Origin of the sequence: Flavobacterium eburneipallidum, from assembly GCF_027111355.2 — a bacterium.
Taxonomy (GTDB): Bacteria; Bacteroidota; Bacteroidia; order Flavobacteriales; family Flavobacteriaceae; genus Flavobacterium; species Flavobacterium eburneipallidum.
Map to the genome: position 1 here is coordinate 2,554,857 of NZ_CP114291.2, position 20,819 is coordinate 2,575,675.

Here is a 20,819-nt window from a genome sequence, read left to right on the forward strand (position 1 = left end):
TTATTAGCAAAAATTTGCTCATTATTTTCTGATAAAGTATATTCTACAAAAAACGAAATCAGTGATTGCGCTTTTGAATTTCTCAATTTCGCAGACACTGTCTGCGTTTTTTGAGATTTAAATTCCCCAGTCAGCGACTAGGATTTTTTAATTTACAATATCCGAGTCAATGATTCGGATATCAAAATTTTAAATTCGTAATCGTTGATGACGAATTTGACATTTCGTATACACTGTCGACGATTTTACTTTTCTAACTTGCCTCTATTGTATCCAATTCCACTTTCAAATTATTGATAATGAATTCTTGTCTATCTGGTGTATTTTTTCCCATATAGAAAGACAATAATTGCTCTATTGAAGTGTTTTTGTCCATCATAATTGGATCAAGGCGAATCGTATCTCCAATGAAATTCTTGAACTCATCTGGAGATATTTCTCCCAATCCTTTAAATCGAGTGATTTCTGGTTTTGGCTTTAATTTTTCGATAGCGTCTTTTCGTTCTTCTTCGGAATAGCAATAAATGGTTTCTTTCTTGTTTCGAACCCTGAAAAGTGGTGTCTGCAAAATATACAAATGTCCTTCTTTGATTAACTCTGGGAAAAACTGAAGAAAAAATGTAATCAACAACAAACGAATGTGCATTCCATCGACATCGGCATCGGTAGCGATTACAATGTTGTTATACCGCAGGTTTTCCATATCGTCTTCGATATCCAAAGCTGCCTGTAATAAATTGAACTCTTCGTTTTCATACACAATTTTCTTACTCATTCCGTAGGAATTCAAAGGCTTACCACGCAAACTGAAAACCGCTTGTGTATTCACATCACGCGATTTTGTTATAGATCCCGAAGCGGAATCTCCCTCGGTAATGAAAAGTGTACTTTCAAGGTTTCTTGGGTTTTTAGTATCAGTAAGATGCGCACGGCAATCTCTTAATTTCTTGTTGTGCAAATTCGCTTTTTTGGCTCGGTCTTTGGCTAATTTTCGAATGCCTGATAATTCTTTACGTTCTCTTTCGGCTTGTAAAATCTTGCGCAATAAAGCATCCGCCGTTTCTGGATTTTTGTGTAAATAACTGTCTAATTTATTTTTTACAAAATCATTTACAAAAGTACGAACCGATGGCATTCCGGGTTCAGAACCTATTTCTGTAGAACCCAATTTTGTTTTGGTTTGTGATTCAAAAACCGGTTCCATTACTTTGATACTAATCGCCGTAACAATAGATTTTCGAACGTCGGAAGCTTCGAATGGTTTGTTATAATATTCCCGAATCGTTTTTACAATAGCTTCGCGATATGCGGCCAAATGCGTTCCTCCTTGCGTGGTATTTTGACCGTTTACAAAAGAGTGATATTCTTCAGAGTATTGTGTTTTACTGTGGGTTAAGGCAATTTCAATATCGCCTTCTTTCAAGTGGATAATTGGATATTCTAAATCTTCAACACTAATGGTTTCTTTCAATAAATCTTTCAATCCATTTTCAGAAAAATACTTTTCACCGTTAAAAATAATCGTCAAACCATTGTTGAGATAACAATAATTTTTGACCATTCGAATCACATACTCCATTCGGAATTTGTAATTCTTGAAAATGGTTTCATCGGGTGTAAAAGTAACTTTGGTTCCTTTTCGTTTGGTGGTATCAATAACATCCTCCTCTAAAACCAAATTTCCAGCTGAAAATTCGGCCGCTTTTTGTTTGTCATCGCGAACGGATTCTACTCGGAAATAATTGGACAAAGCATTGACCGCCTTGGTTCCTACTCCGTTCAAACCAACTGATTTCTGAAAAGCTTTAGAATCATACTTTCCACCTGTATTCATTTTTGATACTACATCGACCACTTTCCCTAGAGGAATTCCACGACCGTAATCCCGAACTGAAACTGTTTTGTCCTTGATAGTTACTTCAATGGTTTTACCTGCTCCCATTGCAAATTCATCGATACAGTTATCGAGAACTTCTTTAACCAAAATATAAATTCCATCGTCTGCCGAAGAACCATCGCCTAGTTTACCAATGTACATTCCGGGACGCATTCGAATGTGTTCTTTCCAGTCGAGTGAGCGTATATTATCTTCGGTGTATTGATTTTGTTCTGACATTTTAAAAAAGTATCGAATTTGTGCTAATGTAGTGTAATTCGATAAATTTTAAAAGAGGATAATATCAAAGTTATTGACAAAGTAATGAGCCAATTTAAAATAGGCTATTGATAATGACAAAAAATTCCTTTATCGGTTACTGTCCACAAACTTGCTTTTTGATTGGCAATTTTCAGTGCGTTGTTAGCCCAAGTATTACAAGTATAAAACAAATTGTAACTTCCTTTGGCTTCATAAAACGCATCTCTATTTCCATACGAATTTCCAGCAATCCATTGTACATTTTTTGTGGCGTCATAATCGAAACTTTCCGAAATATAAGTTATTAATTTTTGATATTCTTCAGCCGAAATTTTGATTTTTTTGCAATCAGCGCCTTCTTTCATCTTTTTGTAAAATGTGGTGTGCATAGCGGATGTACTCAAACCAAAAGCTGCGTTTAAAGCCGTACTTACTTTCAAATCTGACCATTCAGGAGTATTGAGATAAAATCCTTTGTCTCCCCATCCAAAAGCCAGATAATTGACCAAACTATCTTTTGATTTAGTTTGTTCGATAAGAATTTCTTTAGACCAATCTTTGAATTCATTTTTTATTGGAACCACAATATCCGTGTGAACTCCATTAGACAAAATGAATATTTCAATTTCCTTGTCTTTTTGAGAAACATCCGAGTTGACTGAAATTTTAGAAATTAAAAGCGTAGAAACTACATACAAAAAAAGGAAACTGATGATTCCTAAAATGGTCCAGCCTAAAATTTTTAAGCTCTTTTTAACTGATATCATACGAATGCTTTTTGGTTTTATGGATAAAAACAATTTTCACGCCAAAAAGAATAGGTTTTAAAAATTTTCAATATTTTTTTTCAACTGATTATCTAATTCTGCATTAGAAATAAATCCTTTTTCAACATCAAAATTAGTATTGAAACTTGGCAAAGAAAACACGGCTTTTATATCGGCAGCAAAACGAGGAAAATTATTTTTAGCAATTTCCAAAACACTTGCTCCACCTCTTGCTCCTGGCGAAGTTGCCATCAGCAACATTGGTTTGTCTTGAAATAATTTTCCATTAATTCTAGAACACCAGTCAATGGTGTTTTTTAATGAAGTAGCATAATTTCCATTATGTTCAGCAAGAGAAACAACCAAAATATCGGCAGTTGCAATTTTATCTAAAAATGCTTGTGCTACAGGATGCTGACCAATTTCTTTTTCAGCATCAACGCTGAATAATGGCATTTCAAAATCGTTTAAATCCAAGACTTCTACTTCGGCATTTTCGAAAAGTGAAGCTGCGTAAGTGGTTAATTTTTTATTGATAGAATTTTGGCTGTTACTTCCAGCAAAGGCGATGATTTTCATAGTTTTTGTTTTTGATAAAAGTACTATAAATTTAGATTACAAATAAAAAAAACTGCTCAATTACTTGAACAGTTTTGTCAATTTTCTATAAGTCTATTATCTTTTATCTTACTTACACATTAAATCTAAAGTGCATTACGTCACCGTCTTTTACAATATATTCTTTTCCTTCTACTTTAAATTTTCCTGCTTCTTTTGCTTTCGCTTCCGATCCGTATTGAACATAGTCTTCGTATGAAATCACTTCGGCACGAATGAATCCTTTTTCAAAATCAGTATGAATTACTCCTGCTGCTTGTGGTGCAGTGGCTCCAATATTAATAGTCCAAGCACGAACTTCTTTTACACCTGCTGTAAAATACGTTTGTTGTTTCAATAATTTATAAGCAGCACGAATTAAAACAGATGCTCCTGGCTCGGTCAACCCCATATCTTCCAAAAAAACTTGACGCTCTTCGTAGCTTTCTAGTTCTGTAATATCAGCCTCTGCTCCTACTGAAAGGATAATCACTTCGGCTTCTTCGTCCTTTACTAATTCACGAACCTGATCTACATATTTATTTCCGTTAACAGCCGAACTTTCGTCAACATTACACACATACAAAACTGGTTTTGCTGTGATTAATTGAAAACTTTCTAACAAAACCTCTTCGTCATTATTTTGAGGAACAATCGTTCTTGCTGATTTGGCTTGTAATAAAGCTTCTCTAATGCGGTTTAGTAAAGCTTCTTCTACTTGTGCTTCTTTATTACCAGTTTTAGCAGCACGTTTTACTTTTTCAAGACGCTTATCAACCGTTTCTAAATCTTTTAATTGCAATTCGATATCGATAGTTTCTTTATCACGAATTGGGTTTACATTTCCGTCAACGTGAACAATGTTATCATTGTCAAAACAACGCAAAACGTGAATAATAGCATTACATTCTCTGATGTTCCCCAAGAATTGATTTCCTAAACCTTCTCCTTTACTAGCTCCTTTAACCAAACCCGCAATATCAACAATATCAACAGTCGCCATTTGAACGCGCTCTGGTTTTACTAATTCTTCCAATTTGTTAATTCTTGGATCGGGTACGTTTACAACTCCAATATTAGGTTCGATGGTACAAAACGGAAAGTTGGCACTTTGCGCTTTGGCATTGGATAAACAATTGAATAATGTTGATTTTCCAACATTTGGTAATCCTACAATTCCTGCTTTCATTTTATCGTAATTTATTAAAAGTGTGCAAATATAAGATTTAATAAGTGCTTCATAAATAAAAACCCGATATTAATGTATTATTGGTAATTTTGTTATAAAAACAAAAATATTCTCAAATGTTTTGTTAAAAAAAGTTAAATTGCAGATAAATTTCAAACAAAACCACTACAAAACCGAATTATTATGAAGAAAATTATTCTATTATTATTGTTCTTAAATGGGTGCTTTCTTTTTGCCCAAAAACAAATTTCTGGTGTTGTAAAAGACAATACTGGAGCTGCGCTGCCAGGAGTAAACATTATCGAAAAAGGAACTAAAAACGGAGTTTCTACAGATATTGATGGCGCTTACAGGATAACCGTTCCCGAAGGAGCAACGCTAGTTTTTAGCTACATTGGCTTTAAAACTTTTTCTAAAATTGCTACAGATAGTAAAATAGATGTTGCATTAGATCCCGAAGGAGAATTATCATTAAAAGAAGTTCAAATTGTAGGTTCCAGAAATACTAAAAGAACCGTAGTAAATTCGGCCGTTCCTATTGATATTATTAGCGTAAAAGATGTTACTACTCAAAGCGGAAAATTAGAAATTAATGAATTACTACAATATGTTGCACCTTCGTTTAATGCCAATAAACAATCTGGTTCAGACGGTGCCGATCACGTAGATCCTGCTTCCTTAAGAGGTTTAGGTCCCGATCAAACTTTGGTTTTGATTAACGGAAAAAGAAGGCATCAATCCTCGCTCATCAATTTATTTGGAACCCGTGGTCGTGGAAATACCGGAACCGATTTGAATGCTATTCCTGCTTCCTCTATAAAAAGAATAGAAATTTTGAGAGATGGCGCTGCTGCTCAATACGGTTCGGATGCCATTGCAGGAGTTATAAATATAGTGCTAAATGACAATGTAGATGAACTAACTGGTTCTGTAACCTACGGTGTCTATAACACAAATGCTAAAGGCGATTTTCCTACTGGAACTGCTAATACCGATGGCTATCGATTGGATCAAAATGGAAATGGAAATTCTTATGGAAAAGACCAAGCTTTTGATGGTGGTTCTGTAAAAATAGCAGCTAATTATGGTGTAGCCATTGGAGAAAAAGGCGGATATGCCAATTTTACCACAGAATACTTAAACAAAAACAAAACTTTGCGTCCTGGATTTGATTTCAGAAAAGGATTTGGAGAAGCCGAAATAGAAGGCTTTAACTTTTTTGGAAACATGGCAATTCCAGTATCAGATAAGACCCAATTTTATGCCTTTGGTGGAAGAAACTACAGAGCTACAGATGCTTATGCTTTTACCAGAAATGGTGGTGAAAGAGTAGTTGAATCTGTTTATCCTGGCGGATATACTCCAAGAATTACCTCAAATATCATTGACAACTCTCTTGCAGCTGGTTTTAGAACAGAAACAGCTAGTGGATGGAAAATAGATATCAGCAATACTTTTGGAAAAAATCTATTTCATTATTATACTAAAGGAACCATTAATGCTTCTTTGGAGGCGGCTTCTCCAAAAGAATTTGACGCTGGAGGACATAGTTTGAGTCAAAATACTACCAATTTTGATTTCTCAAAAAATTATGACTCTGTATTAAATGGACTAAATATCGCTTTTGGAACAGAATTCAGAACGGAAAAATTCACAATTTTTGCTGGCGAAATAGGTTCTTATGCGACGTACGATACTAACGGTCGTCCAATCACTGACCCTCTTACCCAATCAGCCCCTATTGACCCGATTTCAGGCGAAGCTAGACCAGGTGGTTCTCAAGGTTTTCCTGGATACAGTCCTGCCAACACGGTAGATCAAAGCCGTTCTAACTTTTCTTTATATACAGACACTGAATTGGATGTAACAGATAACTTCATGGTAAGTGCAGCACTTCGTTTTGAAAATTACAGCGATTTTGGAAGTACACTGAACGGCAAATTTTCTGCAAGATTAAAAGCTTCAAAAAACATTAATTTTAGAGGTTCGATAAGTTCTGGATTCAGAGCTCCTTCGTTGGCTCAAGTGTACTACAATTTAAGATTCACTAATTTTTCCTCCAGCGGAGCGTCAGAAATTTTACTTTCTCCAAACAACAGTCCCGTGACACAAGCTTTCGGAATTCAACAACTGAATGAAGAAAAAGCAGTAAATGGTTCATTGGGAATGACAGCAACTTTTGGTGATTTTACAGCTACAATTGACGGATATATGATTAATGTAAAAGACAGAATTGTATTGACTGGTTATTTTGATGCTTCCTCTTTTAATTTAGGTGTCGATGAAGCCCAATTTTTTGTAAATGGTGTTGATACTAAAACGAAAGGACTCGATGTAGTCTTGTCTTGGAAAAAGAAATTTGGCGAGGATTCCTTCGGAGCAACTTTAGTTGGAAACATCAACAATATGAATATAGACAAAGTAAAAAATGGTAATTTAGACAAAGAAATTTTCTTTGGAGAAAGAGAAAAAGCTTTCCTATTAGCATCTGCACCAGAAAGCAAGTTTGGGTTAAATCTTACTTATGACCGAAAATGGCTAAATGCTGGATTGTCTTTCACACGTTTTAGCGAAGTAAAACTATTGGACTACCAAATGTATGAAGATGTTGCTGATTATGGAAGTTTTGCTGACCAAATTGCAGCCGCAACTGATACTTACAGTGCTAAAATAGTAACTGATTTGACATTAGGTTTCAAACTTTCTAAATCACTTAAATTGAGTGTTGGTGGTAATAATATTTTCAACATTTACCCAGACCAACAAGATGACTGGGTTGAAGCTGGTGGATATTGGGATGCTGTTCAAATGGGTTTCAGCGGAGCTTACTATTATGCTAGACTTGGATTTAATTTCTAAAAGACAAAACTTTTTTAAAACCAAAAATCCTGAATTTTACAATTCAGGATTTTTTTTTATATTTTTTGATTTACATCTTATATTCTAAAGATTGGATTATTGCTTTTTCTTCATCAGTAGCTGTAAATCCTGAAATATCCCAATAATTAGTTAAGATATTATTCTTTTTATTAAACAGTGATTTCTCTTTAAAAACATCAGCTTCTTTATGACTAAACTTTTGTTTATTAAAATTAGTTGTTATAAAACTGTTGCGTACTTCTATACTTTTGATTTTATCTTTCAATACAATATCATAAGCTGTTTCTTCATTAGATTTCAATAAATAATAATCTGTTCCATCCAGCCTATAATCTACCCTAACAAATGATCTTGTTATTTTTTTTGTTCCTAAACCTGCTGTTTTTTCTATTTTAGCAATATTTCCCAAATTAGCTTTAACCGTAAATCCTATAATTATTTTTTGTTCAGGATCATAGGTAATTTCAAAATTATCTACCGCTTTTTTATTGCCTTCCAAGGGCGCTATTGACATCACATAATAATTTTTATTTGTAGGATGTCTTTTAATGATGTAGTAGTATTCTTTTTTAGCTTTTGAATCTATGATAGGCTGAAAATATTTAAAACTACAATAGTTTTCCATGATATTATTCAAATTATAACCTTTCAAATCATCACTTACATCGCTATCTATCAAGCCATAGGAACGATTTTGTTCTACTAGTAATGTAGTAAATATCTTTTTTTGATTGGTTGCAAACTGAAAATGAACCAATCCATCATTGTAATAAGAATATTTATCGTCAAGTAAAAAAAACTCTCTCACAAAAACTTTTAATCTATAAGAAGGTTCCATTTTTTTGATAGAATTAGAAACCACTTTTTGGAGTATTTTTTGCGGAGATTCTTTTGATAAAATAATCTCATCTAACTTACTATTTTTACTTTTCAGATAAATAATAAATTCATTTTGTTTTAATGTTGCCCAGCGTACGGTTTCTGCCTCATAACCCGATATAAATGTTTGTACATTAGAACCGCCCGTTAGTTTAAAATTTACTTTTCCTTCTTCATTGGTCAACAAGATTTGTCTTGTTTTCATGATAATTACCGTAGCGTTTTCAATAGGCATTTGGGTTTCTATATCTTTTATAAAAATAGAATACTCCTCATTTTGGGCAAAAACACCATAGTTAATTAACACAAAAAACAAAACTATTATTCGCTTCATAAAATTATTTTTAACAAAATATAAAAAACATTATCCAAATTAACTAAATTAAATTCAGATATAAAACACTCAACACCAACACAATAAAATAATTAAAAAAAAAAAAAAAAATCCTGAATATACATTCAGGATTTTTTTTAATTATTTCTTTTTACAATATTATTCGTTATGCAAAAACGCTTGTCTGTTTAACAAAGTTTCTTCATCTTCTACGTGATTTTCATCAGGAACACAACAGTCAACAGGACATACCGCAGCACATTGTGGCTCATCATGAAAACCTTTACACTCTGTACATTTACCTGGAACGATATAGTAGATATCATCAGATATTGGAGTTTGAGCCTCGTCAGAATCTACTTCTTCTCCTGAAGGCAAAACTACAGTTCCTTTTAAACTTGTTCCGTCTTTGTATCTCCAATCATCCGCTCCTTCATATATTGCAGTATTTGGACATTCTGGTTCACAAGCTCCACAATTGATGCATTCGTCAGTTATTATAATTGCCATTTAATTTTAGATTTATGATTTTAGACTCATTAACAATTGTAATGAAAATGATACTCTAAATTCTATTTTTAATATCTATTATTGTCTATAAAGTATTATAGCCTTATTTTTGTGCAAAATTACAATCAAAACTTTTCATATACAAGTTACTTATGTTAGAAAACAACAAAAAAAATGGATTTATTGAATTAGGGAAATTTTTAAGCCAATTTTCCGAGAATGAAACCATACAAAACCCTTCTGTTTTGCACAATAATTTGTTTTTTGAAGAGTTTAAAAATTTAATTCAATTATCACAATCACACAACGGTTGGTACACTCCAGAAAATGTCTATTTTTCGATTCAATCTTGGGCCAATGCTTTGAGCGAAGAAAATTTAAACCAATGGCTTTCTGCTTATAATCTTGAAATTAATAAACCAAAAAGCGTAGGCTTAATTCTAGCTGGAAATATTCCACTGGTTGGTTTTCACGATTTTCTTTCGGTATTGATTTCTGGCAATAGTGTCTTGATAAAAACATCATCAAATGATCAACATTTATTGCCTTTTTTAGCTAAATACCTAATTGCGATTGACCCCGAACTTTCTAACAAAATCAATTTTGTTGAAGGAAAACTTGAAAATTTTGATGCCGTAATTGCCACAGGAAGCAACAATACTACTCGTTATTTTGATTATTATTTTAAAGACAAACCGAGTATAATTAGAAAAAACAGAAATTCGGTTGCGGTTTTAAATGGAGAAGAAACCAAAGAACAACTCATTGCTTTAGGCGAAGATATTTTTAGATATTTTGGTTTGGGATGTCGCAATGTTTCCAAACTTTTTGTTCCAAAGGGCTATTCGTTTAATGCTTTCTTTGAAGCAATTTTCGAATACCAAGACATTATTCATTATGAAAAATATGCCAATAATTATGATTACAACAAGGCAGTTTTCTTGATGAGTAATTTCAAATTGTTGGACAATGGATTTTTGACCATCAAAGAAGATTCTAGTTATGCTTCGCCAATTTCGAGTGTTTTTTATGAATTTTATGAAAACCTCGAAGATCTAGAAACCCGATTAGCATCAGAACACGAACAAATTCAATGTATTGTCAGCAATAATTTGGTAAAAAACAGCATTAATTTTGGACAAACTCAAAGTCCAAATTTATGGGATTATGCAGATAATGTGGATACGATTTCATTTTTGTTAACAACATAATGAAAAAAAGTATAAATATTTTGAATTATTTAATGTTTATTCGACTCCTATTCCCGAAATTTGCACTTTTAAATTTTGGACACAATCTATACTATGAAAAAACACAACTACAGCGCAGGACCATCTATTTTACCTCAAGAAGTTTTTGAAAAATCAGCACAAGCTATTTTAGATTTTAACAATTCAGGATTGTCAATTTTAGAAATTTCGCATAGAAGCAAAGATTTCGTTGCAGTTATGGACGAAGCTCGTGCCTTGGCATTAGAACTTTTAGGTCTTGAAGGCAAAGGATATCAAGCTCTTTTTCTTGCTGGTGGAGCCAGTACAGAATTCTTGAGAGCTCCTTACAATTTAATGAAAGAAGGTGGAAAAGCTGCTTATTTAGATTCAGGAACTTGGGCAACCGCCGCTATAAAAGAAGCTAAATTCTTTGGAGAAACCATAATTGTAGGTTCTTCAAAAGAAGATAATTACACATATATTCCTAAAGGATATACTATTCCTAGTGATGCTGATTACTTTCACTGTACTAGTAACAATACTATTTTTGGTACACAAATGAAAGAATTCCCAGCTACAACTATTCCTGTAGTTTGCGATATGAGTTCTGATATCTTTTCAAGAGTTTTAGATTTTTCTAAATTTGATATTATTTATGCTGGTGCTCAAAAAAATATGGGACCTGCAGGAGCTACTTTGGTAGTTATCAAAGAAGAAATTCTTGGTAAAAACGGAAGAGCAATTCCAAGTATGTTGGATTATGCAAAACATATCAAAGCAGAAAGTATGTACAATACTCCACCTGTTTTCCCAGTTTATGTTTCTTTATTGACTATGAAATGGATCAAAGAAAAAGGTGGTGTTGCAGCAGTTGAAAAATTAAACAATGCAAAAGCAGCTTTATTATATGGAGAAATTGACAGAAACCCATTATTCAAAGGAGCTTCAGTTGTTGAAGATCGTTCAAATATGAATGTTACTTTCTTATTGAATAATGCTGAACATACTGAAGCATTCGACAAATTATGGAAAGAAGCTGGAATTTCTGGTTTACCTGGACACCGTTCAGTAGGTGGTTACAGAGCTTCTATTTACAATGCCATGCCAATTGAAAGCGTTCAAGTTTTAGTTGATGTAATGCAAGCTTTAGAGAAAAGTGTTCAGTAATTAGTGAACAGTATTCAGTTTTGAAATACCAAATACAATTTTACAATATACATTATACAAATTATAAAAAATGAAAGTATTAGCCAATGACGGAATTTCAGAAAGTGGAATTCTAGCCTTACAAAAAGGTGGATTTGAAGTTATCACTACAAAAGTTGCTCAAGAGCAAGTAGCTAACTTTGTAAACGAAAACAACGTAAGCGTAGTATTAGTAAGAAGTGCAACTAAAGTTCGTAAAGATATTATTGATGCTTGCCCAGGATTGAAAATCATCGGTCGTGGTGGTGTTGGAATGGATAACATCGATGTTGAATATGCAAAAAGCAAAGGAATTCACGTAATTAATACACCTGCATCTTCATCAGAATCTGTAGCTGAATTAGTTTTTGCTCATTTACTTTCAGGTGTTCGTTTCTTACACGATTCTAACAGAAACATGCCTCTTGAAGGAGAAACAAACTTTAATGGTTTGAAAAAAGCATACGCTGACGGAGTTGAATTAAGAGGAAAAACACTTGGAATTGTTGGAATTGGACGTATTGGTCAAGCTACAGCAAAAATGGCTCTTGGTTTAGGAATGAAAGTTATCGCTACTGATGGATTTATTCCTCAAGTTGATGTGAAAGTGGAGTTTTTCGACGGACAATCCATCACAACAACAATTGTTACTCAATCATTAGAATCTTTATTCAAAGAAGCTGATTTCATTACGTTACACGTTCCTGCACAAGATGGTTATATCGTTGACGAAGCTGCTTTAGCTACTATGAAAGACGGTGTTGGAATCGTAAACTGTGCTCGTGGTGGTGTGATTGATGAAGTAGCTTTGATAAAAGCATTAGATTCAGGAAAAGTATCTTTTGCAGGTCTAGACGTTTTTGAAAGCGAGCCAAAACCAGAATTGACAATCTTGATGCACCCAAAAATCTCGTTGACTCCACATATTGGTGCTGCAACTGGAGAAGCACAAGACAGAATTGGAACAGAATTAGCTTCACAAATTATTAGTTTGTTAGGATAACATCCATTTCGTGTTAAATAATCAAATGCTCATTATTAATTTAGTTTAATAATGAGCTTTTTTTATTAGCTTTGATTTAAAAATCAAAATCAAATCTTATGCTAGAACAATTAACCCAATTAGTACAACAATATGGAAATGATGCAGTTGTGAAAAACAACGCTATTCCAAACGAACAAAATGAAGCTGTAATGGGCGAAGCCAGTTCGTCTATCCTTTCCGGACTTCAAAAAATAGCTTCCGAAGGTGGTATAGAACAACTTGCTGGATTATTTCAAGGAAACGCTGCTCAAGATAGTTCCAACCCAGTGGTACAACAATTAACGCAACAATTATCTGGAAGCTTGGGCGAAAAATTTGGAATTAATAGTACCGATGCTTCTGGAGTAGCTGGAAATTTAATTCCTCAAATTTTAGGCTCTCTAGTTGGAAAAGCTAAAGATCCAAATGACAGTTTTCAGATTTCTGATTTAGTAACTGCTATTTCTGGAGGAAGTGGAAATGGCGGGTTAATGGAAGCGGTTTCAAAATATGGTGGACAATTTGGTTTAGACCAAAACGCCGATGGAAAAGTAGATATGGAAGATGCAATGACAGCTGTTACCAAAAAAAGTGGAGGACTTGGTGGTCTTTTTGGAAAACTTTTTGGAAAATAAATTCAAGTAAAACTAAAAAACTCAAACCCGTTCGCAATTTCGCCAACGGGTTTTGTTAAATAATACAAACCTCTTGCTATTTTTCGTAAATTTAAATTTCAAAATGAGATTTTATGAAAAATGGAATTTACATAATTGCACTTCTAACAATTATTGCTTGTTCTTCAGTCAAAAAAGATACTATTGCATCTTCATCTGAACCATCAAAAAAATTAAACGACACAGTTCGAATTGCCAATGATTCGTTAGAATATGAAGTACTAATCATTGACCCTAATTTTAGCAATTGGCTTAACGCTAATGCTTTTCCTCGAAATTTTCATTCACTGACTTATTTAGAAAACAAAAATCAAATTTATGTAAATGAGTGGAACAATAGAGTGATGCAACCGCAACGATACAATCCTAATTTGTACGTCATGACTATTGACTACAGTCCAAATATCCGCTATGGATATGAAGTCAACTACTTAATCTACAATTATATGATTTATTTCCAAAACACCTTCAAACAAAAGCTGAGCGGTTATGTACCAATGAGATAATCTTACTATATTTGTTTTATCTAATACAAATATGAAGAAATTAAAACAACGTTGGGGAATCGCTTCAAATTATGATTTGGTAATCATATTTATAGTTTTTGCTATAAACGGTTCTTTGTCAGCCAAAATTTCTAGTTATGCGATGACTTTTTTGGGTATAAACAAAGAAAATACACATTGGTTTTTCTATTATATCATCCTATTAGTTTTGGTTTTGCCACTTTATCCTTTCTTATTGATGTTCTTTGGTTGGCTTTTTGGACAATCGAAATTCTTCTTCCCTTTTTCGAAAAAAATGCTAAAAAGTATGAAACTAGGATTCTTCTTTAAAGACAAAGAAAAAAATTAATCCTTCGATTTTTTTATTAAATACGTATAAATCCAAGTTAAGGTAAACGAAGGAATCACATCTGTAAACGGAATTATTTCTTCCAAAAAAGCAAAAATTCCAGCTACTTTTCCAACAGTTCCTTTATACATCCAAGTCATCAAGAATCCCGCTATTGGAGCCCAAATTACATCCGAGAATTCTCCCAGAAACGGAATTGAAAAAGAAAGCATTCCTATTCCGTCAAACAACAAACCTAGAATAAGATCTCGGTTTTTATTGTCAATTTGCTCAACCTCAATTTGTTTTTTCATTTTTATCAGCTTTTCAAAACAAAGATACAAATCCAATGCCAAAGAAAATTTTAGATTTTCGAATTCCCATTTTAGAAGAATTAAAACCCGTGAATATTACCAAATTCTTTGTTTCTTTGTAAAAACTGTGCCAATCAATGATACAAGCAAAAAACATACATAAATATTACGATCAACTTCATGTTCTTAAAGGTGTTGATTTACATATACAAAAAGGAGAAATTGTCTCTATAGTAGGTGCTTCAGGTGCTGGAAAAACAACGCTTTTGCAAATTCTTGGAACATTAGACCAACCCACAATCGAAAATGGAATAGAATTACTAATCAATGGTGAAAATATTTTGACCATGAATGACAAAACCCTGTCTAAATTTAGGAATTTGAATTTGGGGTTTATCTTTCAGTTTCATCAATTGTTACCCGAATTTACAGCTTTAGAAAATGTTTGTATTCCAGCTTTTATCGCTAATAAATCCAAACAAGAAACTGAAACGGAAGCCAAAAAATTACTGGAATATTTAGGTCTTTCGCATCGAATCAACCACAAACCCAACGAACTTTCGGGCGGAGAACAACAGCGTGTGGCAGTGGCAAGAGCTTTAATTAATAAACCCGCTGTGATTTTTGCCGACGAACCTTCGGGGAATCTCGACACGCAATCTGCCGAAAATTTGCATCAATTATTTTTCAAACTCCGAGAAGAATTTGGACAAACTTTTGTAATTGTTACCCACAACGAAGAACTCGCCAACATGGCTGATAGAAAACTCATAATGGTGGACGGTCAAATTAGTAATCCCTAATTATGATTGTAATAGCATTGAGTTGGATAATTCTGTTATTATTCTTCATTCCTACAGGAATGGTTGCCAAATCGTTTCTCAAAATACAAACCACTGATAATTATCTTCCAATATTTCTGGGTATTTTTCTGCAATGCGTCGGATTGTGCATTTTCAGTTTTTTCTTCAAAATTGGATGGGTTGTATTTCTTTTTAACTTTCTAATGGTCATTGGATTATCTGTTTGGAAATCAAAGGAAATCAAAAGCAGCCTGAAAGAAATAAAAGCAGACATACAAACGCTTCCTAAAATTTCAAAAATTATTCTGGCAACAATTTTTGTTTTTGCATTGTTCAAATGTGCGCAATCGCCTTTTATTATTGACAATGAAAGCTATTATGTACAAACCATAAAATGGATTAACGAATATGGTTTTGTAAAAGGATTGGCCAATCTTCATATTTATTTGGGTCAAAATTCGCCTTTTCATGTATTGCAAGCAGGATTTAATTTTAGTTTTTTGACCGATCGAATCAATGATATTAATGGATTTTTGCTAGTCTTCTCGTCCGTTTATTTTATCACTGAATTTGAAAAAAGACATTCCAAAAATGCAGAAACTCATTGGATTGGGTTTATTCCAATATTCAATATTTTGTTTTTTCAGTTCATTAATGCACCTTCGCCAGACTTATCTATAATTCTGGTTTCGCAAATACTGTTCTATTATTTTTTAGACAAAGACAATTCTTTGGATTCTTTCAAAATTGTAACGCTCTTATTTTTATACCTAATTTTTATAAAAATAACAATTGCTCCATTGGGATTATTGGTTATTTATTTGCTTCATTTTGATAAAAAAAGATTTTCCTTTTTATTGATTTTCGGAAGTTTAACTTCCCTAATTTTAATTTTAAAAAATTCAATCATTACAGGTTATCCGTTCTATCCATTCTATATTTTGCCTTTAGAAAAAGATTGGAAAATTCCGCAACAATTATTAGAATTTATAGCCTCAAGGACTAAAAGTGCTGGTTATATAAAAGTTGGCTCTCTAAATAATGCGTCCTTGCTAACAAAATTAAATTCGTGGTTGCACCTTGGCGGAATTAATCGTGTTTTCAATATTGGAATGTTAGTACTATTTGCATTTGGATTATTTATAAACAAAATACAGCAGCAAATAAAATACAAAATCCTGTATCTAATCCTCGGAATTCATTTTGTGCTTTTGCTTTTGACTTCGCCACAATTCCGATTTTTTCTTCCTGAATTTGTGTTTTTGTCTGTTTTGGCTTTAAGTACTTTATTTAATTATTTTAAAATGAATAGCCAATGGGTTCGATTCACATTACTAACTGGAATTATACTGCCTTTGATAGCGGTTCCGTTTATTGATTATAAAAATTTCACAGCCAATAAATTGCATCAACACAAGGAAAAATACAATTGGTATCAAATATTAATTCCCGAAAAAAATTCCAAATATGCCGAAATACCTTTCGAAAAAATAAAAGAAGGCAATTTAGATTACTATTCTCCAAAAGAAAATTTCTTCTTTTACGGAACTGCCAATGGCGATATACCTTGTGTAAACAAAGTGCAAGTAGAATATTTCAAGAACTATTATTATATAAAACCACAGCTACGAACTTCAGATTTAAGCGATGGATTTTATTCCAAAAGCATTCTAAATAATGAATAAAAAAGAACTAAAATCTTTCTTGGACGAAAAAGTCCTGCAATACAACACTCTCGATTTTATCGAGAGTGATCCAGTACAAATTCCGCATTTATTTTCGCAAAAAGAAGATGTTGAAATTGCTGGTTTTTTGAGTGCAACTATCGCTTGGGGCAATCGCAAAATGATTATCAAAAATTCCCATAAAATGATGGATTTGATGGGAAATTCGCCTTACGATTATGTGATGTCACATTCTGAAGATAATTTAGAACAACTCGAAAGCTTTGTTCACAGAACTTTCAATGGACAAGATTTTGCTAGTTTTATAAAAGGCTTGCAACACATTTACAAAAATCATGGTGGTCTTGAAGCTGTTTTTGCTAAACACCAAGAAGCGAATTCGATGCAAAAAAGCATTTCGGAATTCAAGAAAATATTTTTCGAAATTCCACATCAAAACCGTACCCAAAAACACATTTCCGATCCAATGAATGGTTCGGCTGCCAAACGCATCAATATGTACTTGAGATGGATGTGTCGCCAAGACAACAAAGGTGTTGATTTAGGTATTTGGAAAAATATTTCACCATCACTCCTATCCTGTCCGCTCGATGTTCATTCGGGTAATGTGGCTCGAAAACTAGGATTACTTACCCGAAAACAAAACGATGGTAAAGCTTTGACTGAATTAGATTTAAACCTCCGAAAACTAGATTCTAATGATCCTGTGAAATATGATTTTGCTTTATTTGGGCTAGGAGTTTTTGAAGGATTTTAATACTACTTTATCCCTTAATTCAATAACAATTTGTTAAAAATTAGATTATACAATTCTATTTTTTTGATACAAAAAATATAATCACTACTATTGCTTAATCGTTTAAACAAATTAATATCAACTCAAACCATTAAACCAGCACAGGACAGAACGCAATCGTTAAAAAAACTATCTGATAAATAAAACTAACTCACCAAAAAACCAAATTAAGATGTTAAAAAAACCAATGTGGCTTTCTCTTATAACAGGCATCGCCCTACTCTCAACTGCTACAATAGTAGCTCAAAACCCAGTAGTGAAAATTGATTTTGACCAATCTGGGAGACAACCCGCAGAAGTGAACGAACCTGGCTACATTCCATGGGTAATCGCTTCAGGAATCACCGCCTCTAAAACAGAAAACGGAGTCACTTTTACAATAAATAAAGGAGATAAAGGAACTCAATTAGCCACAAATTGGTACAAAGCTGGATTACTAGCACCTGATTATGCAAGATTGATTAGCGATGGGGTTTTTGTAAAGGACGGAACTGCTAATCAAGGTGGAGCAATTGAACTTCGTATCAGCGGATTAGCTACTGGAAATCACACTGTATTAGCTTTTTTAAATGCTGTTGATAGTCCTACAACCAATACTTTTAGCCCTATCGATGTTTCCGTAAATGGTACTTTGGTATTCGATAATGTAATTCCAAGTGTAAGAGCATTAAAAACAGCAGATGCAAAATCTGTTTATTTGAAATTTCAAGCAACTGCAGGAACAGATGTTGTTATCTTATTTGCTGCAGAAACTTCGGGTAAAGAAAACGTTAAAAATGTTATGCTGAATGGATTCGAATTAAACACTCCTAATATTTTTAACCAAGCAACAAATCCAATTCCGGGGCATAATAACGAACATGTTGAATTGAATTCAGGAGGAACTGTATTAGGATGGACTCCAGCCATTAACGCTTTGTCACATAACATTTATTTTGGAACTGATTTGGCAGCTGTTGAAAGTGCTACTACATCATCACCTGAATACAAAGGCAATCAACTCAAATCAAATGTTTCTTATTCATTAAATGGATTATATACTGGAGCGACTTACTATTGGAGAGTAGATGAAGTTCTTGCTAATAATGCCATCGAAAAAGGAAATACATGGCGTTTTCGTCCTGCAAAATTAGCATTTCCTGGAGCAGAAGGCTATGGTCGTTTTGCACGTGGAGGAAGAGGCGGCAAAGTTGTAGCTGTTACTAATTTGAATGATAGCGGACCCGGAAGTTTACGTGAAGCGGTTACTAATGATATTGGACCGAGAACAATTGTCTTTAATACGTCAGGAATTATTCAACTGAATTCTCGATTGGTATTAAGCCAACCTTATGTAACTATTGCAGGACAAACGGCTCCTGGAAAAGGAATTTGTATTAGAACCGCTCCATTCGGAATTACAGGTAATGATGCTATTGTTCAAAATGTAAGAGTACGACTGGGCGGAGGACCTACTTTTGATGGAATGGGATTAACCGGCGCTAATCATAGCATTATTGATCATTGTTCTATAAGTTGGACTATAGATGAATCTTTCAGTTCTCGTTCTGGTAAAAATATTACATTGCAAAAAACCTTAATTTCAGAAGCCTTAAATGCTGCTGGACATGCAAATTACCCTGTTGGAACACAACACGGTTATGCGGCAACAATCGGTGGTGACGTAGGAAGTTTTCACCATAATTTATTAGCACATTGTTATGGACGTAACTGGAGTTTAGGTGGCGGATTGGATGCCAATAATTATTTTGCTGGAAAAATGGATATTACCAATAACGTCGTTTACAACTGGGGATCCAGAACAACGGATGGAGGAGCTAGCGAAGTAAACTTTGTGGGTAATTATTACAAACCAGGACCTGGAATGGAGTTGCAACGTTATGCTTTAACAATGGATCACGAAAATGACTTTGCTGGTATGCAAAGAGCATACTTTAATAGTAATGTTATGCCTGGTTTTTTTGATGAAACCAATCAAGAATTTGGAAGAAGATCAAGACTATCAAATGGTGTTACAATTAACTACGAAACATTTGTAACTACACCTTTTTTCCCTTCTTATGTAACTACTCAATCAGCGGCTAATGCTTATAAAATTGTTCTTTCAGACGTAGGTTGTACACAACCTGAATTAGACAATCATGATACTAGAATGGTTACAGAAACTTTAAACGGAACTTATTCAGTAACAGGTAGCAAAACTGGTAAAAAAGGTTTTCCTGATAATGAAGCTGATTCTGGAGGTTACGAAAACTATCCTGTAATTAATAGAGCTGCCGACTGGGATACTGACAATGACGGATTACCAAACTGGTGGGAAACCATTAAAGGAACTAATGTAAATTCAGGTAGCAGTGATTTCTCTGATTCGAATGCCGATGCTAATTTAGATGGATATACTAATTTAGATGAGTATTTACAATGGATGTCTTTACCACATTATGAATCTCCAACAGGAAATAAAGTGAGTGTTAATATTCAAAAATTGTCTCGAGGATTTACAAGTGGTGTTAGCTATTCTGTTTCTAATGTTGTCAACGGAACTACTTCTTTAGTAGCTGATGTAGTAGAATTTACTCCAAGTGCAAATGGTTTGGGTTCTTTCGATTTTACTGTAACAGACAATACTGGAGGAACAATGACCCGAAAAGTAAATATTGTTAGTGGATACAGTTTACTTTCAACAGAAAATAATGAAAAAACAAATACAGGAGTTAGCGTTTGGCCAATTCCTAATAATGGATCATTTTCAGTACTAGTTTCAAATGACGGAGCTGAAACTGAATATAAAATCTATGATATTTTAGGTAAAGAAATCAAAAAAGGAACACTTAACAGTAACACATCAGAAAACATCAACTTGCAAGCAAAAGGAGTTTTCATCTTAAAAGTTTCTGATGCAACAACTAAAAAAATAGTGCACACACAAAAAATTATCGTGCAATAGTTTTTTTCTTATATTTGATACCAAATGGCAACTTTTTTAAGTTGCCATTTTAT

Annotated in this window: 18 protein-coding genes; 11 read left to right on the forward strand and 7 right to left on the reverse strand. The window is 33.5% G+C overall.

All coding sequences use genetic code 11. From position 1 onward, the window contains the following. Positions 1–253: 253 nt before the first annotated feature. The 4 genes from OZP15_RS10785 to ychF all read right to left on the reverse strand — a co-directional run bounded on the left by OZP15_RS10785 (position 254) and on the right by ychF (position 4,690). On the reverse strand, positions 254–2,116 hold the full coding sequence (locus OZP15_RS10785; RefSeq protein WP_281336083.1) for a DNA topoisomerase IV subunit B: 1,863 nt from the start codon (positions 2,114–2,116) through the stop codon (positions 254–256). A gap of 104 nt (positions 2,117–2,220) precedes the next feature. Beyond that, entirely contained in the window at positions 2,221–2,904 is a 684-nt protein-coding gene (locus OZP15_RS10790) for a TIGR02117 family protein (protein ID WP_269225449.1), read from the reverse strand. A 57-nt stretch (positions 2,905–2,961) separates the two neighbouring features. Further along, the gene (locus tag OZP15_RS10795) at positions 2,962–3,483 is read right to left on the reverse strand and encodes an NADPH-dependent FMN reductase (protein ID WP_281336084.1); all 522 of its coding nucleotides are present in this window, start codon (positions 3,481–3,483) and stop codon (positions 2,962–2,964) included. 112 nt (positions 3,484–3,595) lie between these two features. Beyond that, positions 3,596–4,690, reverse strand: coding sequence for a redox-regulated ATPase YchF (ychF, locus tag OZP15_RS10800; RefSeq protein ID WP_281336085.1), 1,095 nt, complete (start codon positions 4,688–4,690; stop codon positions 3,596–3,598). Between the two features lie 183 nt (positions 4,691–4,873). Here ychF and OZP15_RS10805 point away from each other — a divergent pair, with 183 nt between their 5' ends. Then, positions 4,874–7,549, forward strand: coding sequence for a TonB-dependent receptor (locus tag OZP15_RS10805; RefSeq protein ID WP_281336086.1), 2,676 nt, complete (start codon positions 4,874–4,876; stop codon positions 7,547–7,549). 70 nt (positions 7,550–7,619) lie between these two features. Here OZP15_RS10805 and OZP15_RS10810 read toward each other — a convergent pair whose 3' ends face one another. Together OZP15_RS10810 and OZP15_RS10815 are read right to left on the reverse strand one after the other, a co-directional pair. Beyond that, positions 7,620–8,783: a hypothetical protein gene (locus OZP15_RS10810; protein ID WP_281336087.1), complete on the reverse strand. Its 1,164-nt coding sequence runs from the start codon at positions 8,781–8,783 to the stop codon at positions 7,620–7,622. 159 nt (positions 8,784–8,942) lie between these two features. Further along, positions 8,943–9,293, reverse strand: a complete 351-nt coding sequence (locus OZP15_RS10815) for a 4Fe-4S dicluster domain-containing protein (protein WP_269225454.1) — start codon at positions 9,291–9,293, stop codon at positions 8,943–8,945. A 152-nt stretch (positions 9,294–9,445) separates the two neighbouring features. Between OZP15_RS10815 and OZP15_RS10820 the strand changes: the two genes are divergently transcribed. The 6 genes from OZP15_RS10820 to OZP15_RS10845 all read left to right on the forward strand — a co-directional run bounded on the left by OZP15_RS10820 (position 9,446) and on the right by OZP15_RS10845 (position 14,242). Beyond that, positions 9,446–10,504, forward strand: coding sequence for an acyl-CoA reductase (locus OZP15_RS10820; protein ID WP_281336088.1), 1,059 nt, complete (start codon positions 9,446–9,448; stop codon positions 10,502–10,504). 93 nt (positions 10,505–10,597) lie between these two features. After that, a complete protein-coding gene (gene serC / locus OZP15_RS10825) occupies positions 10,598–11,671 on the forward strand; it encodes a 3-phosphoserine/phosphohydroxythreonine transaminase (protein ID WP_281336089.1) in 1,074 nt (357 codons plus the stop codon). A gap of 70 nt (positions 11,672–11,741) precedes the next feature. Continuing rightward, the gene (locus tag OZP15_RS10830; RefSeq protein WP_281336090.1) at positions 11,742–12,692 is read left to right on the forward strand and encodes a D-2-hydroxyacid dehydrogenase; all 951 of its coding nucleotides are present in this window, start codon (positions 11,742–11,744) and stop codon (positions 12,690–12,692) included. A gap of 98 nt (positions 12,693–12,790) precedes the next feature. Further along, positions 12,791–13,348, forward strand: coding sequence for a DUF937 domain-containing protein (locus OZP15_RS10835; protein ID WP_269225455.1), 558 nt, complete (start codon positions 12,791–12,793; stop codon positions 13,346–13,348). A 113-nt stretch (positions 13,349–13,461) separates the two neighbouring features. Then, on the forward strand, positions 13,462–13,893 hold the full coding sequence (locus tag OZP15_RS10840) for a DUF6146 family protein (protein WP_269225456.1): 432 nt from the start codon (positions 13,462–13,464) through the stop codon (positions 13,891–13,893). Positions 13,894–13,924: 31 nt separating this feature from the next. Then, positions 13,925–14,242 (forward strand): DUF6787 family protein, encoded by a 318-nt coding sequence (locus OZP15_RS10845; protein ID WP_269225457.1) that lies wholly within the window; start codon positions 13,925–13,927, stop codon positions 14,240–14,242. Here the strand turns inward: OZP15_RS10845 and OZP15_RS10850 are convergent. Next, complete coding sequence (locus OZP15_RS10850; RefSeq protein ID WP_281336091.1) at positions 14,239–14,535, reverse strand: hypothetical protein; 297 nt, start codon at positions 14,533–14,535, stop codon at positions 14,239–14,241. The genes OZP15_RS10845 and OZP15_RS10850 overlap by 4 nt on opposite strands. Before the next feature lie 137 nt (positions 14,536–14,672). Between OZP15_RS10850 and OZP15_RS10855 the strand changes: the two genes are divergently transcribed. The 4 genes from OZP15_RS10855 to OZP15_RS10870 all read left to right on the forward strand — a co-directional run bounded on the left by OZP15_RS10855 (position 14,673) and on the right by OZP15_RS10870 (position 20,766). After that, a complete protein-coding gene (locus OZP15_RS10855) occupies positions 14,673–15,338 on the forward strand; it encodes an ABC transporter ATP-binding protein (RefSeq protein WP_269225459.1) in 666 nt (221 codons plus the stop codon). A 2-nt stretch (positions 15,339–15,340) separates the two neighbouring features. After that, positions 15,341–17,023, forward strand: a complete 1,683-nt coding sequence (locus tag OZP15_RS10860; RefSeq protein ID WP_269225460.1) for an LIC_10190 family membrane protein — start codon at positions 15,341–15,343, stop codon at positions 17,021–17,023. Continuing rightward, complete coding sequence (locus OZP15_RS10865) at positions 17,016–17,780, forward strand: TIGR02757 family protein (RefSeq protein WP_269225461.1); 765 nt, start codon at positions 17,016–17,018, stop codon at positions 17,778–17,780. The genes OZP15_RS10860 and OZP15_RS10865 overlap by 8 nt, the downstream gene beginning before the upstream one ends. A 211-nt stretch (positions 17,781–17,991) precedes the next feature. Next, positions 17,992–20,766, forward strand: coding sequence for a T9SS type A sorting domain-containing protein (locus OZP15_RS10870; RefSeq protein WP_281336092.1), 2,775 nt, complete (start codon positions 17,992–17,994; stop codon positions 20,764–20,766). Positions 20,767–20,819 lie beyond the last annotated feature (53 nt).

Coding starts and splice junctions, on each gene's coding strand:
- OZP15_RS10790 (WP_269225449.1), bottom strand. CDS start 2,904: ATGATATCAGTTAAAAAGAGCTTAAAAATTTTAGGCTGGACCATTTTA.
- OZP15_RS10870 (WP_281336092.1), top strand. CDS start 17,992: ATGTTAAAAAAACCAATGTGGCTTTCTCTTATAACAGGCATCGCCCTA.
- OZP15_RS10845 (WP_269225457.1), top strand. CDS start 13,925: ATGAAGAAATTAAAACAACGTTGGGGAATCGCTTCAAATTATGATTTG.
- OZP15_RS10855 (WP_269225459.1), top strand. CDS start 14,673: ATGATACAAGCAAAAAACATACATAAATATTACGATCAACTTCATGTT.
- OZP15_RS10810 (WP_281336087.1), bottom strand. CDS start 8,783: ATGAAGCGAATAATAGTTTTGTTTTTTGTGTTAATTAACTATGGTGTT.
- OZP15_RS10795 (WP_281336084.1), bottom strand. CDS start 3,483: ATGAAAATCATCGCCTTTGCTGGAAGTAACAGCCAAAATTCTATCAAT.
- OZP15_RS10815 (WP_269225454.1), bottom strand. CDS start 9,293: ATGGCAATTATAATAACTGACGAATGCATCAATTGTGGAGCTTGTGAA.
- serC (WP_281336089.1), top strand. CDS start 10,598: ATGAAAAAACACAACTACAGCGCAGGACCATCTATTTTACCTCAAGAA.
- OZP15_RS10785 (WP_281336083.1), bottom strand. CDS start 2,116: ATGTCAGAACAAAATCAATACACCGAAGATAATATACGCTCACTCGAC.
- OZP15_RS10820 (WP_281336088.1), top strand. CDS start 9,446: ATGTTAGAAAACAACAAAAAAAATGGATTTATTGAATTAGGGAAATTT.
- OZP15_RS10805 (WP_281336086.1), top strand. CDS start 4,874: ATGAAGAAAATTATTCTATTATTATTGTTCTTAAATGGGTGCTTTCTT.
- OZP15_RS10865 (WP_269225461.1), top strand. CDS start 17,016: ATGAATAAAAAAGAACTAAAATCTTTCTTGGACGAAAAAGTCCTGCAA.
- OZP15_RS10840 (WP_269225456.1), top strand. CDS start 13,462: ATGAAAAATGGAATTTACATAATTGCACTTCTAACAATTATTGCTTGT.
- OZP15_RS10830 (WP_281336090.1), top strand. CDS start 11,742: ATGAAAGTATTAGCCAATGACGGAATTTCAGAAAGTGGAATTCTAGCC.
- OZP15_RS10835 (WP_269225455.1), top strand. CDS start 12,791: ATGCTAGAACAATTAACCCAATTAGTACAACAATATGGAAATGATGCA.
- ychF (WP_281336085.1), bottom strand. CDS start 4,690: ATGAAAGCAGGAATTGTAGGATTACCAAATGTTGGAAAATCAACATTA.
- OZP15_RS10860 (WP_269225460.1), top strand. CDS start 15,341: ATGATTGTAATAGCATTGAGTTGGATAATTCTGTTATTATTCTTCATT.
- OZP15_RS10850 (WP_281336091.1), bottom strand. CDS start 14,535: ATGAAAAAACAAATTGAGGTTGAGCAAATTGACAATAAAAACCGAGAT.